The sequence below is a fragment of the Leptothoe kymatousa TAU-MAC 1615 genome (assembly GCF_018739865.1).
In the GTDB taxonomy this organism is placed as follows: Bacteria; Cyanobacteriota; Cyanobacteriia; order Phormidesmidales; family Phormidesmidaceae; genus Leptothoe; species Leptothoe kymatousa.
Genome location: NZ_JADOER010000009.1, coordinates 21,569 through 46,801, shown reverse-complemented (window position 1 = coordinate 46,801; position 25,233 = coordinate 21,569). Strand labels below are relative to the sequence as shown.

Annotated in this window: 21 protein-coding genes; 12 read left to right on the top strand and 9 right to left on the bottom strand. The window is 48.5% G+C overall.

Annotated elements, in window-relative coordinates:
• Positions 1–231: 231 nt before the first annotated feature.
• The 6 genes from IXB28_RS10120 to IXB28_RS10095 all read right to left on the bottom strand — a co-directional run bounded on the left by IXB28_RS10120 (position 232) and on the right by IXB28_RS10095 (position 6,860).
• Positions 232–1,317 (bottom strand): site-specific integrase, encoded by a 1,086-nt coding sequence (locus tag IXB28_RS10120; protein ID WP_215618466.1) that lies wholly within the window; start codon positions 1,315–1,317, stop codon positions 232–234.
• A gap of 3 nt (positions 1,318–1,320) precedes the next feature.
• Positions 1,321–1,614 carry a hypothetical protein gene (locus tag IXB28_RS10115; protein ID WP_215618465.1) on the bottom strand — a complete coding sequence of 98 codons (294 nt, stop codon included), beginning with the start codon at positions 1,612–1,614 and terminating at the stop codon, positions 1,321–1,323.
• Between the two features lie 2 nt (positions 1,615–1,616).
• On the bottom strand, positions 1,617–3,344 hold the full coding sequence (locus tag IXB28_RS10110) for a DEAD/DEAH box helicase (RefSeq protein ID WP_215618464.1): 1,728 nt from the start codon (positions 3,342–3,344) through the stop codon (positions 1,617–1,619).
• Between the two features lie 11 nt (positions 3,345–3,355).
• Entirely contained in the window at positions 3,356–5,989 is a 2,634-nt protein-coding gene (locus IXB28_RS10105) for a DUF3987 domain-containing protein (protein WP_215618463.1), read from the bottom strand.
• 201 nt (positions 5,990–6,190) lie between these two features.
• Positions 6,191–6,391, bottom strand: coding sequence for a hypothetical protein (locus IXB28_RS10100; RefSeq protein ID WP_215618462.1), 201 nt, complete (start codon positions 6,389–6,391; stop codon positions 6,191–6,193).
• A 253-nt stretch (positions 6,392–6,644) separates the two neighbouring features.
• On the bottom strand, positions 6,645–6,860 hold the full coding sequence (locus IXB28_RS10095) for a hypothetical protein (protein ID WP_215618461.1): 216 nt from the start codon (positions 6,858–6,860) through the stop codon (positions 6,645–6,647).
• Between the two features lie 206 nt (positions 6,861–7,066).
• Between IXB28_RS10095 and IXB28_RS10090 the strand changes: the two genes are divergently transcribed.
• The 8 genes from IXB28_RS10090 (at position 7,067) to IXB28_RS10055 (ending at position 16,871) form a co-directional block, all read left to right on the top strand.
• Positions 7,067–8,107 (top strand): ParM/StbA family protein, encoded by a 1,041-nt coding sequence (locus tag IXB28_RS10090; RefSeq protein ID WP_215618460.1) that lies wholly within the window; start codon positions 7,067–7,069, stop codon positions 8,105–8,107.
• Between the two features lie 36 nt (positions 8,108–8,143).
• A complete protein-coding gene (locus tag IXB28_RS10085; RefSeq protein WP_215618459.1) occupies positions 8,144–8,386 on the top strand; it encodes a hypothetical protein in 243 nt (80 codons plus the stop codon).
• Positions 8,387–8,464: 78 nt separating this feature from the next.
• Positions 8,465–8,809, top strand: a complete 345-nt coding sequence (locus IXB28_RS10080; protein WP_215618458.1) for a hypothetical protein — start codon at positions 8,465–8,467, stop codon at positions 8,807–8,809.
• Positions 8,809–9,207, top strand: coding sequence for a hypothetical protein (locus IXB28_RS10075; protein ID WP_215618457.1), 399 nt, complete (start codon positions 8,809–8,811; stop codon positions 9,205–9,207). The genes IXB28_RS10080 and IXB28_RS10075 overlap by 1 nt, the downstream gene beginning before the upstream one ends.
• Positions 9,208–9,209: 2 nt before the next feature.
• A complete protein-coding gene (locus IXB28_RS10070) occupies positions 9,210–10,544 on the top strand; it encodes an AAA family ATPase (RefSeq protein ID WP_215618456.1) in 1,335 nt (444 codons plus the stop codon).
• A 253-nt stretch (positions 10,545–10,797) separates the two neighbouring features.
• Entirely contained in the window at positions 10,798–11,112 is a 315-nt protein-coding gene (locus IXB28_RS10065) for a hypothetical protein (protein ID WP_215618455.1), read from the top strand.
• A 693-nt stretch (positions 11,113–11,805) separates the two neighbouring features.
• Complete coding sequence (locus tag IXB28_RS10060) at positions 11,806–13,914, top strand: AAA-like domain-containing protein (protein ID WP_215618454.1); 2,109 nt, start codon at positions 11,806–11,808, stop codon at positions 13,912–13,914.
• A complete protein-coding gene (locus tag IXB28_RS10055; protein WP_215618453.1) occupies positions 13,911–16,871 on the top strand; it encodes an AAA-like domain-containing protein in 2,961 nt (986 codons plus the stop codon). Before IXB28_RS10060 ends, IXB28_RS10055 begins: the two co-directional genes overlap by 4 nt.
• A 240-nt stretch (positions 16,872–17,111) precedes the next feature.
• On the opposite strand, the gene IXB28_RS10050 is transcribed toward IXB28_RS10055, so the two are convergent.
• Both IXB28_RS10050 and IXB28_RS10045 read right to left on the bottom strand, forming a co-directional pair.
• Positions 17,112–17,660: a recombinase family protein gene (locus IXB28_RS10050; protein WP_215618452.1), complete on the bottom strand. Its 549-nt coding sequence runs from the start codon at positions 17,658–17,660 to the stop codon at positions 17,112–17,114.
• Between the two features lie 455 nt (positions 17,661–18,115).
• Positions 18,116–19,501 (bottom strand): toll/interleukin-1 receptor domain-containing protein, encoded by a 1,386-nt coding sequence (locus IXB28_RS10045; protein ID WP_215618451.1) that lies wholly within the window; start codon positions 19,499–19,501, stop codon positions 18,116–18,118.
• A 281-nt stretch (positions 19,502–19,782) separates the two neighbouring features.
• Here IXB28_RS10045 and IXB28_RS16795 point away from each other — a divergent pair, with 281 nt between their 5' ends.
• From IXB28_RS16795 to IXB28_RS10030, 4 genes are all read left to right on the top strand, one after another.
• Entirely contained in the window at positions 19,783–19,917 is a 135-nt protein-coding gene (locus IXB28_RS16795; RefSeq protein WP_274609688.1) for a hypothetical protein, read from the top strand.
• Positions 19,917–21,986 (top strand): NACHT domain-containing protein, encoded by a 2,070-nt coding sequence (locus IXB28_RS10040; RefSeq protein WP_215618450.1) that lies wholly within the window; start codon positions 19,917–19,919, stop codon positions 21,984–21,986. Before IXB28_RS16795 ends, IXB28_RS10040 begins: the two co-directional genes overlap by 1 nt.
• 69 nt (positions 21,987–22,055) lie before the next feature.
• Positions 22,056–24,125, top strand: a complete 2,070-nt coding sequence (locus IXB28_RS10035; RefSeq protein ID WP_215618449.1) for a pentapeptide repeat-containing protein — start codon at positions 22,056–22,058, stop codon at positions 24,123–24,125.
• A gap of 235 nt (positions 24,126–24,360) precedes the next feature.
• Positions 24,361–24,852, top strand: a complete 492-nt coding sequence (locus tag IXB28_RS10030; RefSeq protein ID WP_215618448.1) for an ASCH domain-containing protein — start codon at positions 24,361–24,363, stop codon at positions 24,850–24,852.
• A gap of 53 nt (positions 24,853–24,905) precedes the next feature.
• Here the strand turns inward: IXB28_RS10030 and IXB28_RS10025 are convergent, their stop codons facing one another.
• Positions 24,906–25,232 carry a hypothetical protein gene (locus IXB28_RS10025; RefSeq protein WP_215618447.1) on the bottom strand — a complete coding sequence of 109 codons (327 nt, stop codon included), beginning with the start codon at positions 25,230–25,232 and terminating at the stop codon, positions 24,906–24,908.
• Between the last annotated feature and the right edge of the window lies 1 nt (position 25,233).

Below are 25,233 nucleotides of genomic sequence, written 5' to 3'. Positions count from 1 at the left end.
TTAATACCTATAGCTACTCAACAGGTCAATAAAAAGCTTTTTGGGGCTGAAGATATTGCTGTGTAGGTGTTTCACTCGTTGACCAGCTACTCAACACGCTAGTCAACAAACTGGGCGATAAATGGGATATTGAGAAGCCAAAACCATTGCTGTATAAGGATTCTGCTTGACTCAATATGAGGGGCAACACGCTAGTCAACAAACTGGGCATGTTGACTAACTCAACATGAACTAGAGTTTTTCCCATGCCTGACGGCTAACCGTCTCAGATATCCACCGTTGGTATCTGTCCAAGTGCGTTTTTGGTGAATGCCCCATCCATTGGCTTGCGGTCCCAATGGCGACGCCTGCATGGTGGCATCGAATGGCATAAGCGTGCCGTAGATTGTAGGGGGTGCCTGGATACTTCAGGCGATCTCTCCAATGCTCAGCTGTCTTTTGCCCATAGGCCTGATGAGCTTTAAGTTCAGGCGGCTGCCCGGCTGCTAGGCTCCATCGCTCAACCCAATGTTTAGGGTAGGGGTAAGCGGTCCTGGTGCCGGTTTTGGTGTTTTTAGGGATGTTAGCGACTAGGGCCCCATTGCGGCTTTCCAGGGTGCATAGGAATGCTTCATGGTCTCTGAGCCCATAGGTAGCCATCAGCGCAAACACATGCTTCCAGCCAGCATCTTGCACGTTATCGATGAGGGTTTCAATCTCTTTATCTGTAGGAATATCCCGTGGTTTAATGTCAGACCTTGAGTAACCGGCCTTGTATTTGCTTAGGTCAACATCAACGCCAGCAAAATTGGCGAATCGTTGCAGTCTAGTACAGGCTTTATCACGAGCTGCTTTCCTATCCTCTGGTTTGGTCAACACAGCTAAGACGATAGCTTCTGGGGTCAGTGGTTTGTCTGTTGGGAGCTTATTAAGGCCGAAGTATAGGTATCTCTTCCGCCAGTTGAACTCTTTATCCTCTGGCAGATTTTTCCATACTTCGGCCTTAAATCTGTCGAGCCAGTAACCGCAGCTATTAACCTCTCGTGTTGTCTTGGTAGTGTCTTGACCCCAATCCTCCCAGGTAAATTTTCCCCTATCTAACTGATCAGATAAGAGGATCGCCTGAGCTTTTGCCCTCCTTATCCCTGCAAGGGTTGCACCTAGCTTTAGTGATATTCGTTGTTGATGTGGTTTGCGTTTGTTGCTACCTGGTTTGGGGGGGAGTGTTGACACTAAGGACAACCGCCTTCCCCTCACCTGGATAGAAACACGATGACAGTCAGCTTTCAGCGTAAGGTTTATAGCCTTCACTTCAGCTTGAATATCCGGTTTTGCCATTGCTTAGCTGCGCTTGTTTTCTAAGAATTTGCGACAGTTGCCAACGTGATATTGGTATGTTGGACGTTTGGAGTTAGCTCCGTTGGTTTGGCGCCAGTGCTTGCCCTCGATAAGGTCGCCCGACATGCGTAAGTCATGAAGGTTGTTTGGTGTGTCCATGTCAACTAATGGCGCTGCTTCAGAGGCTTTGTACCATTGTCGCTGGTGCTGTTGAGCTGGGTTTACACCTAACAGGTCTGCCAGTATCTGTTTGACGATTGCTTTGAGTTCGGATTCAGGAATCAATCTATCAGTCATGGCTACGCGGGTATTGAAAAAGTTTGCAAATTTTCTTTGGCATCGTCCAGGGCAGCATTGAGGGCTACCGCATCGGCAGGGTCTGTTGTGTAACGCATTCGCTCCATATATGCCTGTTGAACCTCTTGCCAAGATGCGGAGTAGGGCAGATCTAGAACATCTCCCCAGTTGCGATCGCAAATCATAGAAAGGTCGCTGGTGCCAAACTCAATCTGTAGGTGGTGGCAAAGCCAGCGTTCGGCCCATTGGGGCTTACCCTGATAAGCGTTCTCTAGATATTCGACAAACTTCAGTTTGCGCCTGGTGGAGACACGTTTGCCTAAACAAGCGTGCTGCATCCATTCCGCTGGTGGGATGAACCCGTAAACATGGCTGAATGACTCAATTGGTAGGTCTGGGCTGGTGCCAGCCTTCCAAGCTTCCTTACGCCATCGTCTCAGGTCTGCTATTTGTTGTTTTGTCAGTTTGTCCACATATTCGGTGAGACGCCCTAATTCAGTGTCTGGCTCCTCTGGTAGCTCCTCACCATCAGAGAACATATGGCCACACTCAGGGCACATCTGGGCAAAGACTAAGACCTCAGCATCGCAGTCGGGACACGTTTTTGATGGGGGTGCCTGTTCAATGAGTTCACCCTGGATGGAATAGTTCTGTGCTGCCATTGGGTTCCCATAGCGGCCAACATTGCCCCCAAAATCCAAAAGGATAAAGTCTGTTTTCTCTGGGGCTGGACGGCACGCACGGCCCGCAGTTTGGTAGAACAGGCTCTTGCTCTTAGTCGCCCTGACATAGAGCACACAGGAGATAACCGGCAGATTAAACCCAGCGGTCAAACAACCAACACTGCAGATTATTTGAACTTCACCAGCCTCCACCTGTTTGAAGATGCGCTTACGTTCAGGTATGGGAGTATCGCCGATGATTAGGGCAGTAGCCACACCAGCGGTTTTAAATACATCCTGCGTAGCCTTAGCCTGCTCGATGGTTGAGCCCACCATGATCGTTGCCCTATCCCTTGCCAAGCGTCGCCATTCTCTGACCACATGGCGCAACGCCTCGGGCCTGGTGGCCTGTGCTGACATATCTCCCTCGGAGTAGTCGCCAGTACTCTTTACCCGCAGTGTTTCAAGGTCAAAGACTCCACCAATGCGGAATGGCCTGCATGGGACAACTGCACCAAGCTTGACGGCTTCCGGTGGCTGTGGTCCTTCGATGGCAATGTCAAACCTTTGTCCGAGCCATTGCTTAGAAGACAATCGCCACGGTGTTGCCGTCATCCCTACGGTGTAACCGCCACGGGATAAAACCCATTCTTCAAGATGAGGGTATTTATTATGGAATGCCGTTTCGTGAGCCTCATCTACAAAGATTAAATCTCGATGTCCTAGAATCTCATCTAGGGAATATTTACCCAGCCTTGCAGTAATGGTCTGCATGGATGCAACTATTACCGGAGCATTGCGATCGCATTTGCGGCTGCCTTGCAATGCCGAACATTCAACGCCCAGCAGCTGCAATGTCTCAATGGTTTGGTCAATTAGGACGGTATACGGAACAAGGAACACACAGGTTCTTCCTCTGGACACAGCATCACGCATCACCCAGGATGCCAGGATGGTTTTACCGAGTCCCATCAAGGCGATCCACAACAACCGGCGCTGGCCTTGATTTATAGCTCTGTAGAGCTTGACCACCATGGTTTCCTGGTAGCGGCGTAGTTTAATTTCCATGATGTCACCCCCTAGCTAGCTAAAGCCGGAAGGGCTTTGACGACATGGCACGGCACAGTTTTGAATAACTGCCCTAATGGGGTCTCTGGCTTATCCGGTGGGGGAGGTATCAAGATGGTGATGTTGTCATCGTTGATGGCCGTGACTGTCCCCTTAGTGCCTGGCGGGGGGGTCTCTGGTGGGGGTGCCTCTCCAGAGGGATAGATAACCTCCACCTGAGTGTTTACGGTGATAGGTGTTACTGGTGTTTCGCCTGGTGCCTCTGATTTATCAGCTTCAGGTTTGGCAATGGTTTCAGTCTGCTGGGTAGGCTGTTCTCCGGCAAAGTATTTACCATCCTGCTCATGGATAAACCCCTGCTCCACCAACGTTGTCAGCATTGGCAATAGTTCAACCTTCTTACCCTTTTTGGCCCTGGTCAGGTCAGCAGTTGTAATGCCATCCTTGCGAGCAATGTAATCCCGTAGGGTCAGGAGTTTGCCTGTTAGTTCCTGTTGGGGGCTGTTGAGCGCCATCAGCAGTTGAAACTGACCGTAGAAATATTCAGTCCATTGTCGGGCGATTTCGACGGTATGAGCGTCCACTGTAGCTGCCGGTTGCTCACCTGCCAGCACTGCATTGACCACGTGGAGTAATAAGCAGAACCTACCAAAGTACGTTTCAAATTTCGGTAACGCTGCCCCCATTGCTGGGTGATCCGTCTCCATAGCCCTGTCGGTCAATAGGTGCTGATACCCCATGAATGCCGTCTTTGCCTCATAGCTGAGAAGATAGTCACGCTCGGGCAGTTCATCCAGGCATTGAATCAAATCAATGAGCGTCTTTTGTAGTCCGACGTCTGAATCATCACCCGTTAGATCGAGGTAGCTGGGTGGGGCATCCGCAGTGCAGAAAAGATATCGTGCCCATTCCCCGCAGTCGTCCTGGTGAGAGCCCATGAGGTCTTTCAATTTGGCGTACTGGATAGCACCTGTCCTGGATATTCCAGTTTTTTCAAGGAATGTTGAGCCATCGCCTTTTCTGTCTTTGGACAGTGCCCCGCCGTTGAATTCGCTCAGGTCTGCCTCCGTCTCGCCACCGTCGCCTTTGCCACTGTTGTATCTGCCACGCTCGGTACTAAATAGCGAGCCTTCATCTCGATATAAGCAAAGTCCTCTAGGGTTCTCGGCATGTATCTGGATGCGGGCAGCTGGGGTGTCGTCAGTGGACACATAGCGCTTACGGACAGGGGGTGATGGCTTGGGTTCTTCTCCGTCAGAATTACGTTTCCAAGCACTTAATTCCTGCTCATAATTTTCTAGCTGCTGTTTGTATGTTTGATAATAAATAGACTCTAGTTCATGAAAAGCGCCAATGATCGCCTTTTGGGCTGGTGTCTTTTTTCGGCCAGTCTCAGCAACAATCATTGTCCTGAAAATTGGCCTGGCCTTATACCCAGCACGGGGGCTAATCACTAGCGTTTGAGTCGTTCCCAATCGGCTAGCCAATACAGGGATTAATGTTGTGACCAGGAATTCAGGGGCTGTTGGCATCGCCTCAGCCATTGACCGTAATTGCCAAGCCAGTAAACCACCATCGCCATACAAACCAGCTTCAATGGGCAGCGTGGATTGCTTGACTTGCTGGAGGGTGTTTAACCCTGTAGCAGCATCCTTGACCTGCTCAGATCGCTCTACTTCCTTTCTGCGCTGATAATAGATTTTTTCAATCTGGTTGTGTGGCTTGTGAAACTCATCAGCCAACCCTGTTAGCCGAAGCGCCAGATCGCTCCCTTCTAAGTCCTGGGCAATTAGTTCAGAGATCGCACTCCCTAAACCTTCAATATCTAAGGGGGCTGCCGTGGGTAATGCAACGACTTTTCCCTTATTTTGTCGTGGTTTAGATTGCAACTCGCCATAATTGCGCCGGGGGCCAACTGCCGCATGTATTTGCTCAGCAGTAACTCCTGATTCAATCCAGTCGCCTATATCAGCGCCGCCACTATCATTCAGCCGTTGCCAAAGCGAACTATCAGGGAATGCGTATAGCCATTGTGCCTCTGGGTAATCCTGAGCGATGGCATTGGCGTACTCAAGTCCTGGCTTGTCCCGGTCTGGGCAGATAACAATTGAGCCCGTGGGGAATAGTTTGACGTGTTGTTCAGAGTTGTATCCCTTACTGCCCCGGATGGTTGTTGTTGCAGGAATACCAATGTCCCACAAAGCATCAGCACAGGTTTCCCCCTCCACCCAAAAGATGCGTTCTCCTCGCTTCGCTCGTTCTAGGCATTCCTGGTAGCGATAGGGCATCACCTGAGACAGGAGTTGTCTCGGTTTCTTGCCAGCGATCAGAGATGTTTGCCAAATCTTTTTGTTGCCCCGATCATCATCTTTTCGGTGGACCTGGACAGTCGCTTTGCCGTCTGTGTTGTGGTAATTCCACTGCCTTACCTGAGCTTTTCTGCGAGGCTTCTGCCATTGTTCCTCAATGGGCCTGAATATCTTGGTGCCATCTTTAGCGGGATGAACCTCTCGCCATCCGTCAGGGGCTTTTTCGACACGTTTGCAGTTGTAAGTAATGCCATCACCCAGCTGGAGGCACCAATCGCCCTTGCTGCAGATCGGGCAGGGGTCTTTTTTACTGACTTCTTTTCCTGGGGTTCCCATTATCGCTGACCCCCAGTGGCAAATTGGGCCAGCCGAGAGACTAGCGTCTCAGCCAGTCTATTCGCTATAATTTCCATACTAGATTTCGCCGCTCCTCACGGCTTCAAAATGTGGACATTGCCCGGTGTTTCTCGCACGCGGGTCTTTTCATTGGAAAATCTGAAAAAACAAAAAGACCCGACCGATGGCCGAGCCCTGCCGCTAAGCGGCGGTAAGATTCTGCTTTTGCGCTTCGATTTGCTCTAAATAAGAGCCAACTGCATCGCGAACGAGTTGCCCACAGGAGATTTCAAGATCTGCCGATGCTTTTGTGATATTGATCCGTACTTCTTTCGGGAACTCTACAGTTAATGTCCTGACTCTGCTCGCTCGCTCTGCAGTTCCTCGTGCCTTGGCGTACATAGGGATACCTTACTTATCAAAAGAACATGGACTCTTCCCACAAAGAAAGAGTGATTAATAGCGTCCTAGATTAAAGGCATCCCTTTCGGGCAACATCAACTTAACAGATGCCGCAGAGTCCTGCAAGCCTTTCAGGGCAAGTAATTACGGTAAAAACGGAAGACGATTTTACCGTAAATGTCTTTTATTCCTTGCTGGGTAATTGTTTTACCTATAATTGTTAAAACAACTTTTTGGGATTGGGTTGCGATTTCTATTCTGAATCGCGGAGTTGTTCTATTTCATCCATTAATTGATCTGGCAACTGATTGCTGTTTATCGCTTCATCCGCTATCTGCTTAAGTTGCCTGCCCACAAACTTGCTTACCGTCCGATCGTCTTGTTCGGCCAGCCATTCGATCACCTTCTGAACATAGACATCCACGTAGGCGCTGACTTGAGGCTTCTTAGTTGGCACGGTTTCAAGCATGTTCGACTCCTAAGTTTTAGCAAAAATACAGCACTGAAAACTAAAGTAGCCTTCAGTAGTTGACAGTATGGTACCTTGTGTTACCTTGAATGTCACGGGGCAAAACGGTTCGCGAAACCACCAGCAGCGACTTTAAACCGTTGCAATCCGTTGCCACTGCTGGAATGTGGCCGCCCTGAAAAACCAATTCAATCCCAGGAGTATCAATGCTTTCAATCGAAGCTAATCAACAAATCACATCTCAATCAGTGGGTTACGCTAACCCGGCAAAACCACAGCAAACCATCGTTAACCTTATGGGCGTTGCGGTGGGTGCTGGGTGGGTCAAGGCCACAAATGGGGCTGAAGTTGTCAAGGCCCGGTCGCTAATTTTGGAGACAGAGCCCACTGATTTCTTTGGCCAGAACTCAAAGAACTGGCGTGTTGAATTGCAAAACAGTCCTATCGGTCAAGGTGTTTTTTACCTGGGTGACAAGCTCGACGGCATGACCGGAACCAAGTCTCTTGCCAATGGCGAGAAAGGCAATTTTTACCCGGTGGCTGCTGTTGCTGCGATTGCCCAGTTGCTGCCCCATGATCAGCCTCACCAAGTTCATCCCGTTGAGGTTGCCTGCTCTATTCCTACCCAGGGGATGAAAGCCCAGCTCGGTAGTCTCAAAGGTCACCACCTTGTCAGCATTAATGGGGCATCTGTTCAGGTCAATATCTCCCGTGTAGTTGCCCAACCAGAGGGATTAGGCACCTGTGCTCAGATTGCACACCTACAGGCTATGAAGGGGGCCGCTCCTGCCAGCTTTGCCGTCTTAGACATTGGCTTTGCAAACACCACGATCACTGGCCTGGATGAAGAAAATACCCTGCTAGGTTTCCACTCCACTACTCCTGGCGTTGCCAAGCTTTACGAGACCATTGCCCAACGGCTGAACACCAACGGACACGCGGCCACCGTCGAGGAAGTACGGCTTGGTGTAGAGACTGCCGGGGGTGCAACATTCCTGCTAAAGGGGCATGGGTCAACAGACTTTAAGGACATCTATTACGCCGAGTTAGAGCGCTGGTTTGATGCCCGTATGAGTGCCATTGCAACAGGTGCCCAGAACATTTTGGATAAAGCCCAACACACATTTATTGCCGGTGGTGGTGGCCAGCTGCCGGGGGTGAAAGGTCTGGCCGCTGCCCGTGGCTATGGTGTGGCTACTGACCCACAAGAGAAGGAAGTACAAGGGCTGTATCTATTGACCCACTAGGGTTTCACCAGCGAGGAAACATAATCATTTAGAACGATGGCAACTGAAAGAACCGAAAACCGGATCACACTACCGCAACACATTAGGGACCGTGCAAAGCAACGGGCATCGGAACTGGGGTATACAGCCCTGGTGGACTACGTGACTGAGCTAGTCATGGTGGATACATCCCCACTAATCGCCCGCCAGGGGGCATCGGTGCCACAGTCACCACCGCAACAGCAAGAGCAATCATCTATAGCCGTGAATGCCGGTGGTGGATGGGGCGATGAAATTTAAGCCATGCAAAAAGGGGACAGGTAGCCGTGATAAAGCCCTATCCCCTCTTACCCAGCCGTGAAGCAGGATTTACATATTATGAAGCATTACAACCGGGCCATCGTACCCACCGACAAAGCGCCCGTCGTACGTCGCCAGGGCAGTTGGGATAATTTTCCCGCCACTTACCCAGGAAAAATCATTGTTCACCAGCACATCCACCAGGCCCCCGTGCAGCCTGAAAGGCCCAGCCATTACAGCCCTAAGCCCATGGCCGATAGCGGTTTAGGTGAGGTTGCAAAGTGGGGAGCTGGTTGTCTGGTTGCGTTGCTCTGTACATGGTTAGTCGGCAATGCCATCATCCACCAGGCCAACAGTAACTACTGGACCAATGAGAGACAGCTGCAGATTATCCGCAACCATCCAACTGGGGGGCAGTGGTAATGAGCAATAAAGCAAACGTCAATCAGACCACCGTGGGGCCTATGGGCCTACCCATCACCCAGGCGATAGAGGTTGATAGCAACAGACTATCTATCTATTCCGAATCATCTTTTCGGTGGGCCAATGCCCTGGCAATCCCATCACGGGGGCCTTATGTCGATTGCCTCCTATGGATTCTGACCATTGCCACCCCTGCCCGCCTGCTGGATTCCCTGGTGATAGCGGGCCTATTCCCGCCACTGTTATCGCTTGCCATTGGTGCCCTACTGGTGGCCGTGCCGTTGGTGCTTACCTGGCAGGTTTGGAATAGCAAAAGGCATTTAAGAGTAGCCATCCTATACCGGGTCTTATTGCTTGGTGTGGGAATTGCGATCGCATTTTATGGAGTGAGATTTTGACCATGGTTGTGACCTTTGAAATGTTGCGCCGGTGCGAAGAACCCCAACGGCTACAGCACCGCCAAACCCTCTATACCACTAGCATTGGGGGCTTAGTCCTTAGCAGCGCCCTCACCATTGCCGCCTGTCTTTTTCAGGGCACTGGCCAGCATTGGGGCCGAACTGGAATGCTACTCATGGCGGCTCCTAGTTTGGCCGCTGCCAAGGTGGCCTCTGATGAACTAACCGCCAATGCCAGGGATAGGGAAGATAAGCGGGATGTCCACACCCAAGCCCGCCAAGACAACCTATATAAACTACTCACCCAACAACAGGTCCCACCTGACGCCCCCACAGAACCGGAACCGCCAACACTGGGAAGTATCGAGCATCCCCGCCAGGACTGGCAACCGCTCTTTACTGAGCTATTCGCGGCTAAGAACTCCGATGGTTCATTCCTTTACCCTTGCGTCTTTCTCACTGGTAGACAGGGCAGCGGCAAAACTACGTTCTTAAAGTACATCCAGCAATTGCTGACGGGTGAAATCGTGGTGATTGATTCCCATTACAAGGCGGGCAACTGGGCAGGTGTTAACCGAATTATCGGCAAAGCTCAGGACTACCCAGGGATTGAGGCTTATCTGAAGACTGTCAGCGCCGAAGTAAAAGAGCGCTACCAAATCTATTCCACCGTCAAGGGTGCCACGTTTGAGCCCGTGACGATCATTGCGGAAGAAATGACTAACTGGGATGGGCACATCGACAAAGATGTAGCCAAAACCTTTATGAAAGGTAGTCTCTCTGACTTCCGCAAGGTTAACTATCGGCTGATTAGCGTTGCCCATGCTGATACCAATACCGCCAGGGGGGACGCCAAAGGGACAGCCAAGCTACGCGCTAACGGTGAGGTAAGGATAGAATTAATTCAAAAGGGCTTGGCACATATCACTATGCCGGGAACTGATGAGCCGTTTTATCTGGCATTTCCTAACCTCGCCCACCAGCTCCCACCAGGCCCGCAACCACCGACACCACCACCAGCAAAACAGCCTATCCCCCCTAGCAATGTGGTGGAGTTTACCCAAGGCAATAAGAGCGATGTTGCTCAGTTTGGGGGCTTCACTGCTCAGGATGCGATCGCAACTATTGCCGACTATCTAGAACGGAAATCAATCACTGAACCTATTACCATCGGCAGGGTTAGAAGCCAGATTAGGGTATTAAAAGAAATTCCCAATCATGGATGGGCTATTGTGCTCGATGGACTGCGAAACAATCGACTAGATACAGGGGCCTTAAACGTCGTAGTAAACGGCGAAACAATTAAGGTGTCAATAGCTGATGCTAACGCCGCTTAGTGAGCACATGAGAGGGGGGTTAAATAGTAAATAACCTCCCTTAGACAGACCGCTGACACCCCCCATTTACCCACCCAGACACCCATTTTATACCGTTGTCTAAGGGGGGCAAAGAATCGTTAAAACCATACAGATTAGGGATAGACAGCCCTTAGGTACTCGCCACCAGCCCCACCAGTCCCACTAGGCCGCTAGATATTTTGTCTAAGGGAATTGTCTAAGGCTATAAATTAAAATCAAACTAATAACTAAAATGATTGAAAAAATAAGAAATTCAGAAGTAAATGATCCGGCTATTCTGTTCGCGGTGGAGTGCTTTAAGCGATCCCAGGATAAGTGGTTTATAGACATGATTTTCCGTGGGGAAGTTTACGTTCTGGCTGATGTTGATGGGCCATCCAAAACGATGAACATCGTGGCAAACAGCTACTACTGTATGGGGCTTTCATTGTTACAAATCACCTACCCAGGATGGAATATTGAATTCATTCCCCTTGCCCCATTACTGCCCCCTGGCAAGCCCAAGAAAAGGAGAGGCGTAAGACGGCGCATGTATCAGAACTTTTAGCAGTGTCCCATAGTCAAATGCGAGTGCTCGAACATCGCCACGCGCTACTTGAAAAGCACGGGATTCCAATCCAATAAAAATCATTGCATCTACACCATTCCTGGAAATCAAGATATGTCACTGAATCAATATGAAAACCACGAATCGAAAACCAGGCTTCACCCGCCATAGGGGAAGCGGTCGATAACCACATCAATAAGCGATTGAGCGGTAGCTGTAGATTCGGTTATCGCTCGCTTTTTGAAGAGGGGTGGGGGAAGAAAACGGCTCTAAATTGATAGACGTAATTCAGAGTCGGGGTGATGCGGTGCTAGCTGGATCCGGTTATGTATGGATGCGACTCAATGTAGAGTCTATTGAATTCACAGCTACCGTTGCATCCGGTTCTACAACTGTGGATGCCTGGTGGGTAGTTGAATAGTTATAACTTGTGGCTATCTGTAACTGGCTGTAACAAGCTGTGGCAAACTACAGCAGTATTGTGAGCATCGGCACGAGTTACTGAATAAGCACGGGATTCTAATTGAATAGAGTTTGAGTTGATTGTCAAAAACAAAGCCCCTGGATAACACCGGGTGCTATGACATATCAAGAAGAGTGAATAAGTACCATTGCGGATACTGCGGCATTCACAGACAAATACTATGCTGTCACTAACCCAAATCAGCAGCCACATCTATAAGCCGCGATGTCATGAGCGATCTCCGCAAAATCTTACTGTTATCTGCGAATCCGACAGGTACTGCAAAGGTGCGTCTGGATGAGGAGATGCGGGAGATTGAGGAAGGACTCCTCCGTGCCAAGCAGAGATCGCAATTTACCATCGAGACGGCTACAGCATTGCGTTACCGGGATCTGCGTCGTTCGATACTACGCCACGACCCCCATATTGTTCACTTTTCAGGACATGGAGTAGGTGAAGAAGGGCTGGTCTTTGAAGATGAGACGGGGCACGCAAAACTTGTCAATGGGGAGGCCTTGTCTGGGCTGTTCGAACTCGTGGCTGATCAGGTGGAGTGCGTCTTGCTCAATGCCTGCTATTCCCAGGAGCAGGCAGAAGCGATCGCCCAGCATATTCCCTACGTGATTGGTATGACAAATGCCATTGGCGACCGGTCGGCCATCGAGTTTGCTGTGGGATTCTATGATGCCCTGGGAGCGGGCAAGCGCTATGAGGAGGCTTACAAATTTGGCCGTAATGCGATTCAACTGGCAGGAATTCCAGAGGAACACACACCTATCTGGCTGGGGCCATCCACAGCGACGGATGATCCTACTTCGGGGCAACGTGTGTTCATTCGCTATCGGAATCAAAAACCTGAGGTCACTCTGGCGCAAGCTTTCCATGACCATCTAAAAGCAGCGGGACATACCCCAGTGCTGGCGGCTGAGGGACTCCAGAGGGTCACTCAGATTGATCAGGAATTGCGACATTGTGATTACCTACTGCTGTTATTGTCTGAGACCTCGGCGAGTAGTGACAGAGTAGCCGGGGAGGTGCAAACAGCTCGCCAGCTATGGAAACCGCATAGAAAGCCTATAATTTTGCCAATTCGGGTCAATTTACCTAAGGACTATCCTCTCCATGCAGAATTATGGCGAGCCTTGCAGGCGATTCCTCAGTCAAACTGGCAATCGCCTGCTGATACTCCTCGACTTGTGCAAGACCTAGCCGAGGTGATTACTGAGGGTAAAGTACCAGAACCGATTGAAGCGGAGCCAGTCGATGAGGCAAAGCCATCTGATGACGGGCCACCGCACCCTGTTGCCGATCTGGAGCTGCCTGGTGGCACAATGCTACTGGATTCCAAGTTTTACATCCGCCGTGAACCTTGGGACACGCGCTGTCTGCAAGAGATTGAGAATCGCGCTGGACTGGTGCGGATTAAAGCACCACGACAGATGGGGAAAACATCTCTGTTGGCGAGGATTCGAGATCGTGCCGTCCAATTGGGTTATCGCCCGGTGGCAATTTCGTTTTTAGAGACAGACGAACGAGCATTTGCTGATGCCAGTGTGTTTTTGAAACGATTTTGTGCGTCTGTCAGTAAGCAATTAGGGCTATCTCCCAAGCGGGTAAAAGACTGTTGGGACGAAGACTTATTTGGTCCTAAGGAAAACTGTAGCGACTATTTTGAAGAGGAGTTATTATCAACGCTCGATACGCCTTTATTCTTGGGACTGGACGAACTTGATCGCCTGTTTCCCTATGAAACGGTCTCGAAAGAATTTCTCACACTGTTGCGCTCCTGGAATGAAAAGGCCAAGGTGAATGACACCTGGGCTAAGCTACGGATGGCCATCGCCCATTCCACCGAATCCTATGTGGTCTTGGATACGAATTCCTCGCCATTCAATGTAGGACTGGCTGTGGAGCTGCCTGAGTTTAGTGTTGCGCAGGTGTTGGAGTTAATGGACAAGCATGGATTGAGTTGGGGTACAGGTGATGTGGAAGCGTTGATGGATATGGTGGGGGGACATCCCTATCTGGTGCGTCTGGCGCTGTATCATTTAGCGCAACAGGATATGACATTACCAAAACTGCTGACGGACGCTCCCACCGATGGCGGGATTTATAGCGAACATCTGCGACGCCACCTATGGAATTTGCAACAACATCCCGACTTGGCCACAGCGTTTGAGCAAGTGATTATGACCGATCGCCCGGTGGAGCTAAGACCGATACTTGGCTTTAAACTCAATGGTATGGGATTGGTTACGTTGCAAGGCAATGATGTGGTACTGCGCCACGAGCGCCTTTATCGTCCCTATTTCCGCTCACGGTTAAGGAGTCTGGCATGAGTGACGCGCCCCTGTCTGCCACTTTTTATAAAGTTGGAGGGTCCTTACCGCAGAATGTGCCCTCATATATAATACGGGCCAGCGATGATGAATTGTATAAAGCCCTGAAAGCCAGGGAATTCTGCTACGTCTTGAATTCGCGGCAGATGGGTAAATCGAGTCTGATGGTGCGGACGCTAACTCGATTGCGAGCAGACGGTTGGACGGGAGTGACCCTTGATTTTTCGGCTAAGGATAGCCAATCTGAACAGCCCGACCGCTGGTATGCCGGGATTATTAATCAATTGAATCGTGAATTGAAATTGCTCGATCGCCCCACATTTCGTCAATGGTTGAAAGAGCGTGATTTTATTGACCCAGTGGAACGGTTAGGGGAATTCATCGAGACGGTGCTCTTACCGGGCATTGATCGTCCCATTGTGATTTTGATTGACGAGATTGATAGCACCATCACCCTACCTTTTACCGATGACTTTTTTGCCCTGATTCGTGCCTGCTATAACAAGCGGGCGGAGAATCTAGACTATCAACGGTTAACCCTGGCGTTGTTCGGTGTGGCCATGCCATCGGAGTTAATTGGGGATGTCAAGCGAACACCATTTAATATTGGCAAGGCCATTAACCTGAAAGGGTTTGACGTTGAGGAAGCCTTGCCTCTGGCAGCTGGATTGGCAGTAAAAGCAGATCGTCCCCCGACGGTGTTACAGGAAATTTTGCACTGGACTGGCGGGCAACCCTTTCTCACTCAACGGGTATGTCAATTGGTGGTGGATTCTAAATTTCCGATCACCGAGGGCAGTGAACCAACGGCAGTCGAAGGATTAGTGCGATCTCAGGTGATTGAGCAGTGGGAATCGCAAGACCATCAGGAGCACCTGAAGACGATTCGCCAACGTTTGCTGGATAATGAGCAAAAGGCCGGATATCTGCTGGAGTTGTATCGCCAGATCCAGCAGGTGGGGTCGCTGCCTGCGCAGAATCGATTAGAAGAGCGGGAGTTGCAACTGGCGGGGTTGGTGGTCAAGCACGATGGCCTGCTCCAGGTCTATAACCCGATTTACGCTGCTGTCTTTGACGAGGTGTGGATTGACGCGGAATTAAAAAAACTACGCCCCTACTCGGAAAGTTTTCGTGCCTGGGTTGCGTCGGGTAAAACGGATAGTTCCCGATTATTGCGTGGAGAGGCGCTGGCAGAGGCAGAGCAATGGGCCGCAGAGAGAAGCCCCAGTATCGAAGATCAGGAGTTTTTGTCGGCATCACGTATTCAACAGCAAGAAGAAGAAGCTGAACTGGCACGGGAAAAAGCTGCACGGGAAGCTGCCGAAGACGCCGAGCAGATTCAGGCAGAAGCGAATCGGCAGGCCCAACGGGAGATTCGGTGGGGAAGGCAAGTTTTAGTTGCTACCCTCGCTATGGCAGCCGTCTTATGTGGGTTAGCGGTGTTTGCGAGGGCGCAAATGAGCGAGGCTAATCAGCGGCGTGAAGATGCTGAGACCCTGGCTGAAGAGGCTAATCAAAAACGTCAGGATGCCGAAGTCCTTGCTGCCAAGGCCGGGGAAGACCTGAAAGAATCCGAAACACAGCGCCAAGTGGTAGAAGAGGAACTCAAACAAACTGAGCAGAAGGCACAGGGACAGCAGGCGTTACTAGCGCAGCTTGAACAAGAATTAGCTGATGCCGATGCTGACTTAGCTCAGGCAGAAGAAAAGACGATGGCGATCACCAGCCATATTGAGACGGTGGATGAACTCTCAACTCTAGTTGGCGAACTGTATGAATACAACAAGCCAGAAGATGAAGGAAAACCAGAAGCTGCCGAAGATGCGATCAAACACATTGGTTTTTCCTTTACCGAGTTTACAGACGATAGTCCTGAGTTGAAGCAGACTCTCTTAAAGAGCAGCATGGCCATGGCTCACCTCCATCTCATACCGTTTACCTCTGATGACTCTAGTGGAAAAGTACAAAAACAAATTGAAAAGGCACAAAAGCGAATTGAAAAAGCGCAAACTCTGGTTGATGAAAGTGAGCGGTTGATCAATGCTAATCCTGATGTATTTAAATCAAAATCGGGGCGAGAGATCGCTTTCTTTACCTATGCGGTTAAGGGTAATTTACGGGAAGAACAAGAAGAACCATCTAATGCCCGTTCATCCTATGAACAAGCTTTCGGCTACATCCCTGAAAAACCAAACTTTAATTCAGAGGACATTGCAGACTCCTTCAACCAATTACTGGCGTCTTCATCATCTGACGATTTAGAGGACAATCAATTTCGTGCATTAGTGACCCCAGCCCTTAAAAAGCACTATGACTTTCGAGCGAAGCAATTGATTCGGAAGCTAGATCAGGTTTTGGAGGAGCATCAGTGGCGAGAAGCTGACGAACTGACTTGGAATGCGCTGTTATCATCAGCACGTTCCAGGGATTTGCGTTTTTCGTATTCGAATATCGCCTGCTCCAATTTGCAAGAGATAGACACCCTCTGGTTTGAGCATTCTGGGGAGCGTTATGGTTTTGGAGTTCAGTTGGAAATCTTAATAGAAACAGAGAATATCCCAGGACAGGATAATAAGGAAGCCTGGATACAGTTCGCCCGGAGGGTAGGATGGAATCAATATGATGAGAGTGGAGTGGAAGGATATTGGCTTAGCCACGACGAACTGACATGGTCACAAGGGATGGAGGGGGAAGAGCTGGTAGCACCTCCTGGTCACCTCCCTTTCGTCTCTCCGATAGCGACCCTGAACAGCCCGGACTTGGACTGGCCATATTCGCAACCTTTGACGGCGGCTTTGGGTGGTGGAGTGTCTTCGTGGGACAGGGGTTATGATTTCCTTCGTAGTGCGAATTGGATTAAAAGGTGGGGGCAGTGGATTAGTACTGCTGGAGCTTACAACTATGATATTCCCAGCTCCTCTCCTCTCGCACGGAAAACTATAGCCTGCAAAAAATAAGGATTTCAGTCTGCTTGTCAAGCTGTATTATGATAACTTTCTCTACGAATTCATTAGCTTTTTCCTCATTCGCTACCTGGCACTGTTGCGCTATTCGTCATCAGTGAGAGATTTGGTTCCCCTTATACTGTCCAGGCAAGCGGATAGAACCTTTAGCCGTTACGAGTCATTGAAAAACTGGGCGGAGAGTATGTCTGATTGGAAAAGAAGTTGGTTTTAGATAAGCCTGATGACAGCAACTTAATCAACCAAACGGTAGTAAGTAGCTCGGCTGATACCCACTTGCTTACAAATTTCCGTGATTGGCATTTCTCCAGCCTCAGCCAACCGTTTAGCCTCTAACTCCTGACCTTTAGTAACCGTTTTCTTGCGACCACCCTTACGACCACGGGCACGAGCAGCTTTCAAACCTGCTTCGGTACGTTCTTTGATGATGTCCCGTTCTAGCTCAGCAATACTGGCCATGGTGCGAAAGAAGAACTTGCCCATGGCTGTACTGGTATCGATCTGGTCCTGAATAGAGCGCAGTTCTACACCTTTGAACTCCAGGAACTCTGATACCTCGATTAGATGCTTAGTACTCCTGCCAGCGCGGTCTAGTTTCCATATCACCAGCACGTCACCTTTGCGTAACTGATCAAGGCACTTGTCCCACTCCGGTCGGGATGATTTTGCACCAGACACACCCTCATCAGTAAAGATGCGATCGCACCCATCAGCGTTAAGGGCATCAATTTGTAGATCTAAGGTCTGATCGTGGGTGCTAACTCTGGCGTAACCGATTTTCATCTTTATGTGTCTCAGAACTCATGTGCATGACTTAATTATGACACATAGTTTTTGAGACAAGTTAAGAGACAGGTAAAGCTTATGTTTACCGTTGATAAAACTCACCCATCGGATGTGTCTCTTAAACGGGCGTTTGTAAAACACTCAGCGATGTACGTATCTAGTAACTCTGGGGTGAGGTCATCGAGTGAAATATTCAGATCTCTGGCGATGTCTTTAAGTGCGGCTAGAGCATCTTTGAGGATTGGAGCAAGCATTCTTACCTTGAGGTGAACTGTCTCATTTTGATTGTTCTGAGGGGCTTTTGCAAAGTTTAAGAGGGGAAGAAGTGTAAAAGTATTATGGAAGATGTCTGAGCCAGTGCTAAATGTGTTGGCCAGCCCAGGCGTAACCTAAATCACCACTCAATAACCTCAGCAATGGGAACTTGTAATAACCAGAGCCCTTATAAACATTCAGGGTCTAATGCGTACCTTAGATGAGTAGGGTGATAATGGCTTGAAAAAATAAATTTCCGGTGTGTAGGCACTGTCTTCTGCCCAGCGCAGCAATCCCTTAGCTGTATCGAGTTCAGACACGTACTGCTCTTCTGGAGGACTATGCTTTACACTTTGCTGAAGCGTCCTAAGGCTTTTTCCTAAAGTTAGGACATTGTAATATTGCCTAGCCTCAGTACCAGATAGACGAAGATAGCTGCTGCCATAAATATATGACCAACCAATAGCCTGTGCTACAAAATCAGTCAACGCATCATTGCGCTCATCATAAAACTGAGCTTGGTGCTTAGTTTTAATAAATGTTGAGTACTTATTCCATACATCAGCACCAAAATATGTAGGGTTGAACCACTTGCGGAATTCCTCATACCAAGCTTTGCTGCCTTCATATTTAAGTTTATCTTGATCGACTTTGAATATTTCGGTCAACGTTTGTAGTACTGTATCAGCCACACCAAAGCCCTGAGATGTACTAGGTAATTCGATATGCCAAAAGATCTCGGTAGCCTTGATGTATGTTTCCTGATTTATCCATATGATGTCGCTCATATAATGGTCCTCCAAATATTGCTTGGGAGTACCGTCATAAATGTACTCATTGAATTCTCCAGCTTCAAAACACTGAAGGGCTTTATTTAATGACACCGACTTCTCGTGGTGCCGTGCTTTAAAGTCATTAAGCCAATCGTCAACACTGTTCTGACCCAGTCGGTAGCCCATCAGGATCAAGGTATTTGCCCTCTGAAAGCTAGATTTCGTGGCTTTAAGCCAGTCGAATACTTTCTGAATAGCTGCCTCATTTGTTGATGCTTGACTCTTTTTTTCAAGCCAGTCAATAATTTCGTCATCTAGGGTTAGCCAGCTTTCCGTCGTTATAGTATTCGCTACTGAAGCAGAACTAGTTTGGGTAAATTTCGAATTAGGAAAATGCAGCTCAATTGACTTCACCAACCGCTCGAATTCCCCCTCTCGAAACAGGTCCACCCCTTGAAAATCTGCCAGGTTGATACCGTATTCCTCCTGTCGCAGCTCGGGCACTTGGCAATCATCTAAGCAAACTGGAATTAGATAGATTTGTCCAGGTGGCATGTCCCCCATTTTCTGAAGCGCCATTCTAAATTCACGTTGGATATAGCCTTGCTTAGCAATCGATGCCTTGGATAGACAGGCAATGAAAACGTCACTGTCTCGAATTGCTTTGGGGATTTCGGCTCGCCAGCTCTGACCAGGTAGTAAGTCAACCTTGTCTAACCAGGGCTTGAAACCTTTAGCTTTTAGCCGATTGTATAAGTCAATAACAGCATCCTTATCCTCACTGGCATGCGCCAAAAAAATCCGAACCATCTACTACAATTGGGCTAACATCACATCACACTTTGAAAGCGACTCGGACCTGCCAGTTAGAGTCGCTTTCTACTATGTATACCTAATTAAAGCTGGTCTAGTTGATGGATGTCAGGAATCTAATCCTTGGCACTGTAGGTATGGATGGCAGACATACTGCCACTTCAAATTCTTATAAAAAGCAGCCCCTGGTGCTCAGTGCATCGGGGGTTATTTAATTGCTTACGGAATCCCAATAGACCAGCTGTATACTCCTGATAACGCGGTTAACCGTTATCCCCATGAGTAGACCTGCCACTGGCCGAACCACCAAGCTTGTTAGAGTGCCCATTCGCTTTGAGGCTCAAGTCAAGGCGTTGATTCGGAAACTTAAGGAAGAAGAAGCTCTGAAGCAAGCTCAGCAGGGGCAGACGTGATGTTGGGGACTGGTTCAGCTGTTGCGATCTCACTTCTCTTAGCTTCGACTGAGCAATCTGAACCTTTCCGTTGGAGCACTGTAGCGGAAACGCTTCAGTCGCTAATGCCTACCTGGCTATGGGTAGTACTTTCACTATCAGTCGTAGCCTTTCTAGTACTGATTGATATCGGGGATAAGCTGTCTGGTATTTTTGGCAGTCCGTTTCAACGTGCTCAATCCACCACAGACCAGCTAGAACGCACTCGCCAACAGCTACTGAAAATTGTCAAAAAAGAAGTCAATCTTCGTCTAGCTAACTCCTTACATGAGCTGGTCAAGCTAGATCTCTATATGGAAGACCAGCGGCAAAGAGTGGGTAAATCTAAGATTGAACTGGTGCCAGAGGATACGGAATCTAGTTTTCCGACTATTAACCGAACTCTACGGATCAAAGGCAATAAAACCCCACTGCCACTAAAGTTCAAGAAAATCATGAAGGTGTTTGAACGTCAGGACATACAGGGGAAGTTACTTATTCTTGGAGAACCAGGTTCTGGCAAGACAACTGAGTTATTGCAACTGGCTCAAGATCTAGTGGCTCGCACAGAAAAGGATGCAGATCAACCAGTGCCAGTTATCCTGGAGCTTTCGAGCTGGAATGGGGAATCTATTGGCAAATGGATAGTTGATCAGTTTCAAAAACGCTATGATCTGTCGGAAGGTACCATCCACCAATGGTTGGCTAATTATCAAATACTGCTCTTGCTAGACGGCCTAGATGAGCTAGGACTAACCAAACAAAGGCAGTGCATTGAGAAAATCAACCAGTTTTTAGAAACAACCCATATGCCAGAACTTGTTGTTTGCTGTCGTCGGGAGGAGTATGAAGCTGGTGCAATTAAGTTAGACAGCCTAAATGGAGCTATCTATTTAGAGTCCTTAAAAGAAGTTCAGATTCGCGAGTACTTTGAAGAATTAAATCGATTAAGTCTTTGGAAGAATATCAAGGGTAACCCCACACTACTGGAGCTAGCCCAGAAGCCATTGTTCCTGTTCATGCTGGTAGTGGCATATCAGGGTAAGCCTATTCGTAATGAGCAGGAACTATTTGATGCTTATGTTGAAAAACAGCTCCATGAGCCTGGTAATCAAGGCACTTATAAATCAGTTAAAGAGCCTAGCCCACAGAAAACAATTCATTATCTTATCTGGTTAGCAAAGCAGCTTGAAAATATCCATGAAACTGAATTTTTGATTGAAGGATTGCAGCCAGATTGGCTTGATGTTGATAGGCAAAGCATGCTCTATAGAATAAGTGTTGGGCTAATTTCTGGGCTTTTTTGCTGGCAGATTTTTTGGGTAATTTCCTGGCTGAGGAGCGATTTACTTGATGGGCTATCGTTCGGACTAGCTTTCGGGCTTCTTGTCGGGCTAATGATTGGACTAATTGACGAACTAGGTGTACTCGCTATTGAACCAATAGAAAAAGTACAGTGGTCTTTTCGTGGACTGCAGCACGGACTAAAGCACGAACTAAAGCACGGACTGAAGATCGGATTGATATTCGGAATTATGCTTGGGGGGATAGCCGGGCTAATGAGCATTTTGACAAATTTGTTTATTTTTATGCTGATTGGCGGATTGCTTATAGGATTAGCTTTTGGACTGATAAGCGGGCTGATAACATCACTGATAAGCGGGCTGCTTAATGGTTTCAGGAACGTTGTAATCACAGAAAAAGATATGCCAAATCAAGGCATAAGAAAAAGCATTCAAAATGCACTTCGTTACGGGGTTCTTGGTGGACTCTTTGGCGGGGTGATGAGTGGACTTCTTGGCGGTGTGATGAGTGGACTGTCTCTTGGACTAGTGAGCGGGCTAATATCCACCATGTTGGGTGGGTTATATGTAGCTATTAAACACTTCGTCCTTCGCATCTTCCTCACAAAGTACGGATACACCCCATGGAACTACGCCCGTTTTCTCGACCATGCCGTCAAACATCGGTTCATTCAAAGAACCGGTGGCCGTTATCGATTTGTGCATGACCTGCTACGGAAACATTTTGCAGCGATGCCTTTGGAGTAGTTGAGGTGGGCTAGGTACTTGATGAGTTAAAAAGGTATTGCTGATTGGTTGGGTGTATGGAGCTAGGACATGAAAGCCGCTGAGGTGCTGCGACTGTATGAGGCAGGTAGACGGGATTTCAAAGGAGTCAGTCTCAGAGGTCAAAGCTTTAAGGGCAAAGACCTATCAGGTGCAGACTTCAGCGAAGCTGATATCCGTAGTACGAATTTTACCAATGCTAATTTGACAGAGGTGAACTTTAGTGAGGCTAAAGCTGGGTTACAAAGGCGTTGGGCAGCTGGGTTGGTTGTTGCCTCGTTGCTTTTATATGGTGTTTTATGCTTTTCAACGGGTGCTTTATATATATATATATCATTCTTGTCCCCCATCAACCTTCTTGCTCTCATTGCAAGTGTGGCTATAATTTTTCTTTTTCTCCGTAAAGGCATAGGGCTATCCACTTTAGCCCTGACTATGGCTCCTACTGTGTTCCTTATTGCACTCTCATCCCGGGTGGGTGCTGAACTTTTCGGTAATCTATTCCTCAGCATCTTTCTTGTATTTGCTACTTTTTCCACTACCTTTTCTTTTATGGTGGTCTGTGCTTTCGCTGTGTCATTTGCCATAGTTGAGACCGCTTCGATGGCCATGCTAACCGTCTTGACTGTTACGGCAGTGGCCATAGGTATAGGTATTGTTCTCGCGCTAGTGACCACAAGCGAGCCGGATTCTATTTTCCGTTTGTATTCTTCTTTAGTCGGGGTTATAGCTACTGTATTCTTTGTCAGGGTCAGTGCCTATATTGCTAGGCGTGCCTTAAAAGGAGATATACGAGATTCTTGGATTCGCTCTATTGCACTTGCATTATCAGCCACTGGTGGCACTAGTTTTCGAGGGGCTACATTGACCGACGCAGATTTCTCTCAGTCTCTTCTCAAAAGCACTGACTTCAGGCGAGCCGTGCTAATGCGTACCCGTTGGCGAGATGCTGAAAAACTGGACCGTATACGCCCAGGAGAGAGTTATCTAGATAATCCTAAAATTCGTGAGCTGGTGATTACGGGCAATGACCAGGGGCAGTCCTACGATCATCTCCTCAATCTGGAAGGTATCAACTTGCAAGGTGCAAATCTGGTCAAAGCAGATTTCACTGGCTCAACTCTCAAAACGGGAACGCTTCAAGGAGCCACCTTAACCAATACTTATTTCATCGGCGCTGATCTTAACCGAGTGAATTTACAAGGTGTCGATCTGTCGAATGCCCAACTAAATCAAACGCAGCTTGACCAGGCAGATTTAACTGGTGCAACCTTGACCGGAGCCTGTATAGAAGACTGGAACGTTAATAGTTCTACGAAACTGGCTGACATCACTTGTGATTATGTTTACCTCAAGTCTAATCAACAAGAGCGTCGTCCTAGCCAAGGTACGTTCCAGCCTGGCGAGTTTACAGCACTATTTCAGCAGGCCGTAAATACTGTAGACCTTATATTTAAAGACGGTATCGATTGGCAAGCGTTTTTCCAATCTTTCCAAGCTCTCCGCACTCAATATGCTGAGCAGGACCTGTCCATCCAGGCTATCGAAAAGAAAAAAGATGGGGCCTTTGTTGTTCGTTTAGAGGTGCCTGAAGATGCTGATAAACCAGCTATAGAGAGCAGCGCAAAAGAACTTTATGAAACGAAGTTGGCACTGATGGAGCAACGATATCGTGCTGAGCTTAATGCCAAAGACGGTGAAATCGTAGCTTATCGGGAGCAGAGTGCAAACTTGATGAAGATAACAGAGTTGTTAGCAGCGAGGCCACCAATGTCTGAAACTCCTAAGTACGACCTCCGTAATGCACAGTTTTCAGGTGGTTTTGCCGAAACCGTTCAAGGCGACCAAATCGGTGGCACCATCAATAATCAATCTGCTGAAACGCCTTCCCTCGCGGAGGCTGCTGCCGAAATTCAAGCCTTGCTCAAACCACTAGAAGCGTCTAACCCCACTGCGACGGAAGCTGAGCAGACAGCGTATCTGAGTGCGATGATTCTGCCAACTAAACGTGAGCGGTTTATTGGGGCGTTGAAGTCAGCTGGTGGTGCGGCGATTGAAGAGGTGCCGTATGGCCCGGTGCTGAAAGCATTGGTTGAGGGGTGGCATAAGCCGAATGGGTAGAGTGTTTGTGGATTGCTGAGGTGAGGATTGATGGGTGGCAGATTCAGAACATTTAGCGCGGCTTAAGCAGGGAGTAGAAACCTGGAATCAATGGAGAGAAGAGAATTTCAGAGTAAAGCCTAACCTGAATGCTGCAAAAAGGCTATAAAGCTTGATATAAAAGGATCTTAGGCGACCTTCTTTAAGCTATAATTAGCAAAGGGATGCATCCAGAAAAGAGATATCTGGAGCAAATATGGAATACCCGAAAGACTTACGAGCGATAACGATTCATAATCCCTTTTGCTTGGATATTGGCATGGGAGTCAAACCCCTTGAATTCAGGAGCTGGGACACTAAGCACCGGGGCTTAACCCTGCTTCATGTCGGTAGCAACCGCTCATACGAGAAAGAATTTGCTGAAGCTTATCCCAATATCACTAAAGAGAGCATCGATGCAATGCGGGGAGCAATCATCGGCTTTGCAGAGATTATTGACAGCTTCTGGAGTCAGGAAGATAGCTGCTATGCCCACCGGATAGCAAATCCAGGCTTATTCCGAGATACTTGCCCCTGCCCTGGGGCACTGAACTATTGGAAGCCTCAAGCTAAGCGCAAAGCCGAGCAAGAATGGGCTTTTCAGACGGCCTGGGATACTATCCAAAAAGGCGAATTTGATCGGCCCGACCCTGAATTGATTAGAGAATCTGAAATTGCCTATGGACTGAAGCCACTGAAAGCAGGCTAAGCCAGATACATTACGGTAAAACCAGACAACAATTTTCCCGTAATTGGCGACAGTCAAACAATCCGGACTCCTGAAGCTTCGATCTCCTGTTCCAGTATTTCTTCCACAGCCGCGCCCAATGCGGGGACACGGACCTTGATCGCATCCAGCTTCAATCTAAAATTCTCTTGCACCTCGGCTAGCATCATCGCCTCCAATCGAACCCTGGCAAGATAGACAAATAAGTGACTCTTGCTATAAAGCCCATGTTTCAAGCGATTTTGGGAGCTGATCATTTTGCCAAGCTCAGTTTTTGGCCCTGTAGCGTTTTTCCATGGCTGAACAAGGCGTATTCGTTCAGCCGGATCGCTGGGAAGTTCAGAAACTCCATATCGATCCAAG

Coding starts and splice junctions, on each gene's coding strand:
- IXB28_RS10090 (WP_215618460.1), top strand. CDS start 7,067: ATGCTTTCAATCGAAGCTAATCAACAAATCACATCTCAATCAGTGGGT.
- IXB28_RS10065 (WP_215618455.1), top strand. CDS start 10,798: ATGATTGAAAAAATAAGAAATTCAGAAGTAAATGATCCGGCTATTCTG.
- IXB28_RS10040 (WP_215618450.1), top strand. CDS start 19,917: ATGTTGGGGACTGGTTCAGCTGTTGCGATCTCACTTCTCTTAGCTTCG.
- IXB28_RS10110 (WP_215618464.1), bottom strand. CDS start 3,344: ATGGAAATTAAACTACGCCGCTACCAGGAAACCATGGTGGTCAAGCTC.
- IXB28_RS10080 (WP_215618458.1), top strand. CDS start 8,465: ATGAAGCATTACAACCGGGCCATCGTACCCACCGACAAAGCGCCCGTC.
- IXB28_RS10055 (WP_215618453.1), top strand. CDS start 13,911: ATGAGTGACGCGCCCCTGTCTGCCACTTTTTATAAAGTTGGAGGGTCC.
- IXB28_RS10070 (WP_215618456.1), top strand. CDS start 9,210: ATGGTTGTGACCTTTGAAATGTTGCGCCGGTGCGAAGAACCCCAACGG.
- IXB28_RS10060 (WP_215618454.1), top strand. CDS start 11,806: ATGAGCGATCTCCGCAAAATCTTACTGTTATCTGCGAATCCGACAGGT.
- IXB28_RS16795 (WP_274609688.1), top strand. CDS start 19,783: ATGAGTAGACCTGCCACTGGCCGAACCACCAAGCTTGTTAGAGTGCCC.
- IXB28_RS10100 (WP_215618462.1), bottom strand. CDS start 6,391: ATGTACGCCAAGGCACGAGGAACTGCAGAGCGAGCGAGCAGAGTCAGG.
- IXB28_RS10045 (WP_215618451.1), bottom strand. CDS start 19,501: ATGGTTCGGATTTTTTTGGCGCATGCCAGTGAGGATAAGGATGCTGTT.
- IXB28_RS10035 (WP_215618449.1), top strand. CDS start 22,056: ATGAAAGCCGCTGAGGTGCTGCGACTGTATGAGGCAGGTAGACGGGAT.
- IXB28_RS10085 (WP_215618459.1), top strand. CDS start 8,144: ATGGCAACTGAAAGAACCGAAAACCGGATCACACTACCGCAACACATT.
- IXB28_RS10105 (WP_215618463.1), bottom strand. CDS start 5,989: ATGGGAACCCCAGGAAAAGAAGTCAGTAAAAAAGACCCCTGCCCGATC.
- IXB28_RS10050 (WP_215618452.1), bottom strand. CDS start 17,660: ATGAAAATCGGTTACGCCAGAGTTAGCACCCACGATCAGACCTTAGAT.
- IXB28_RS10030 (WP_215618448.1), top strand. CDS start 24,361: ATGGAATACCCGAAAGACTTACGAGCGATAACGATTCATAATCCCTTT.
- IXB28_RS10095 (WP_215618461.1), bottom strand. CDS start 6,860: ATGCTTGAAACCGTGCCAACTAAGAAGCCTCAAGTCAGCGCCTACGTG.
- IXB28_RS10120 (WP_215618466.1), bottom strand. CDS start 1,317: ATGGCAAAACCGGATATTCAAGCTGAAGTGAAGGCTATAAACCTTACG.
- IXB28_RS10075 (WP_215618457.1), top strand. CDS start 8,809: ATGAGCAATAAAGCAAACGTCAATCAGACCACCGTGGGGCCTATGGGC.
- IXB28_RS10115 (WP_215618465.1), bottom strand. CDS start 1,614: ATGACTGATAGATTGATTCCTGAATCCGAACTCAAAGCAATCGTCAAA.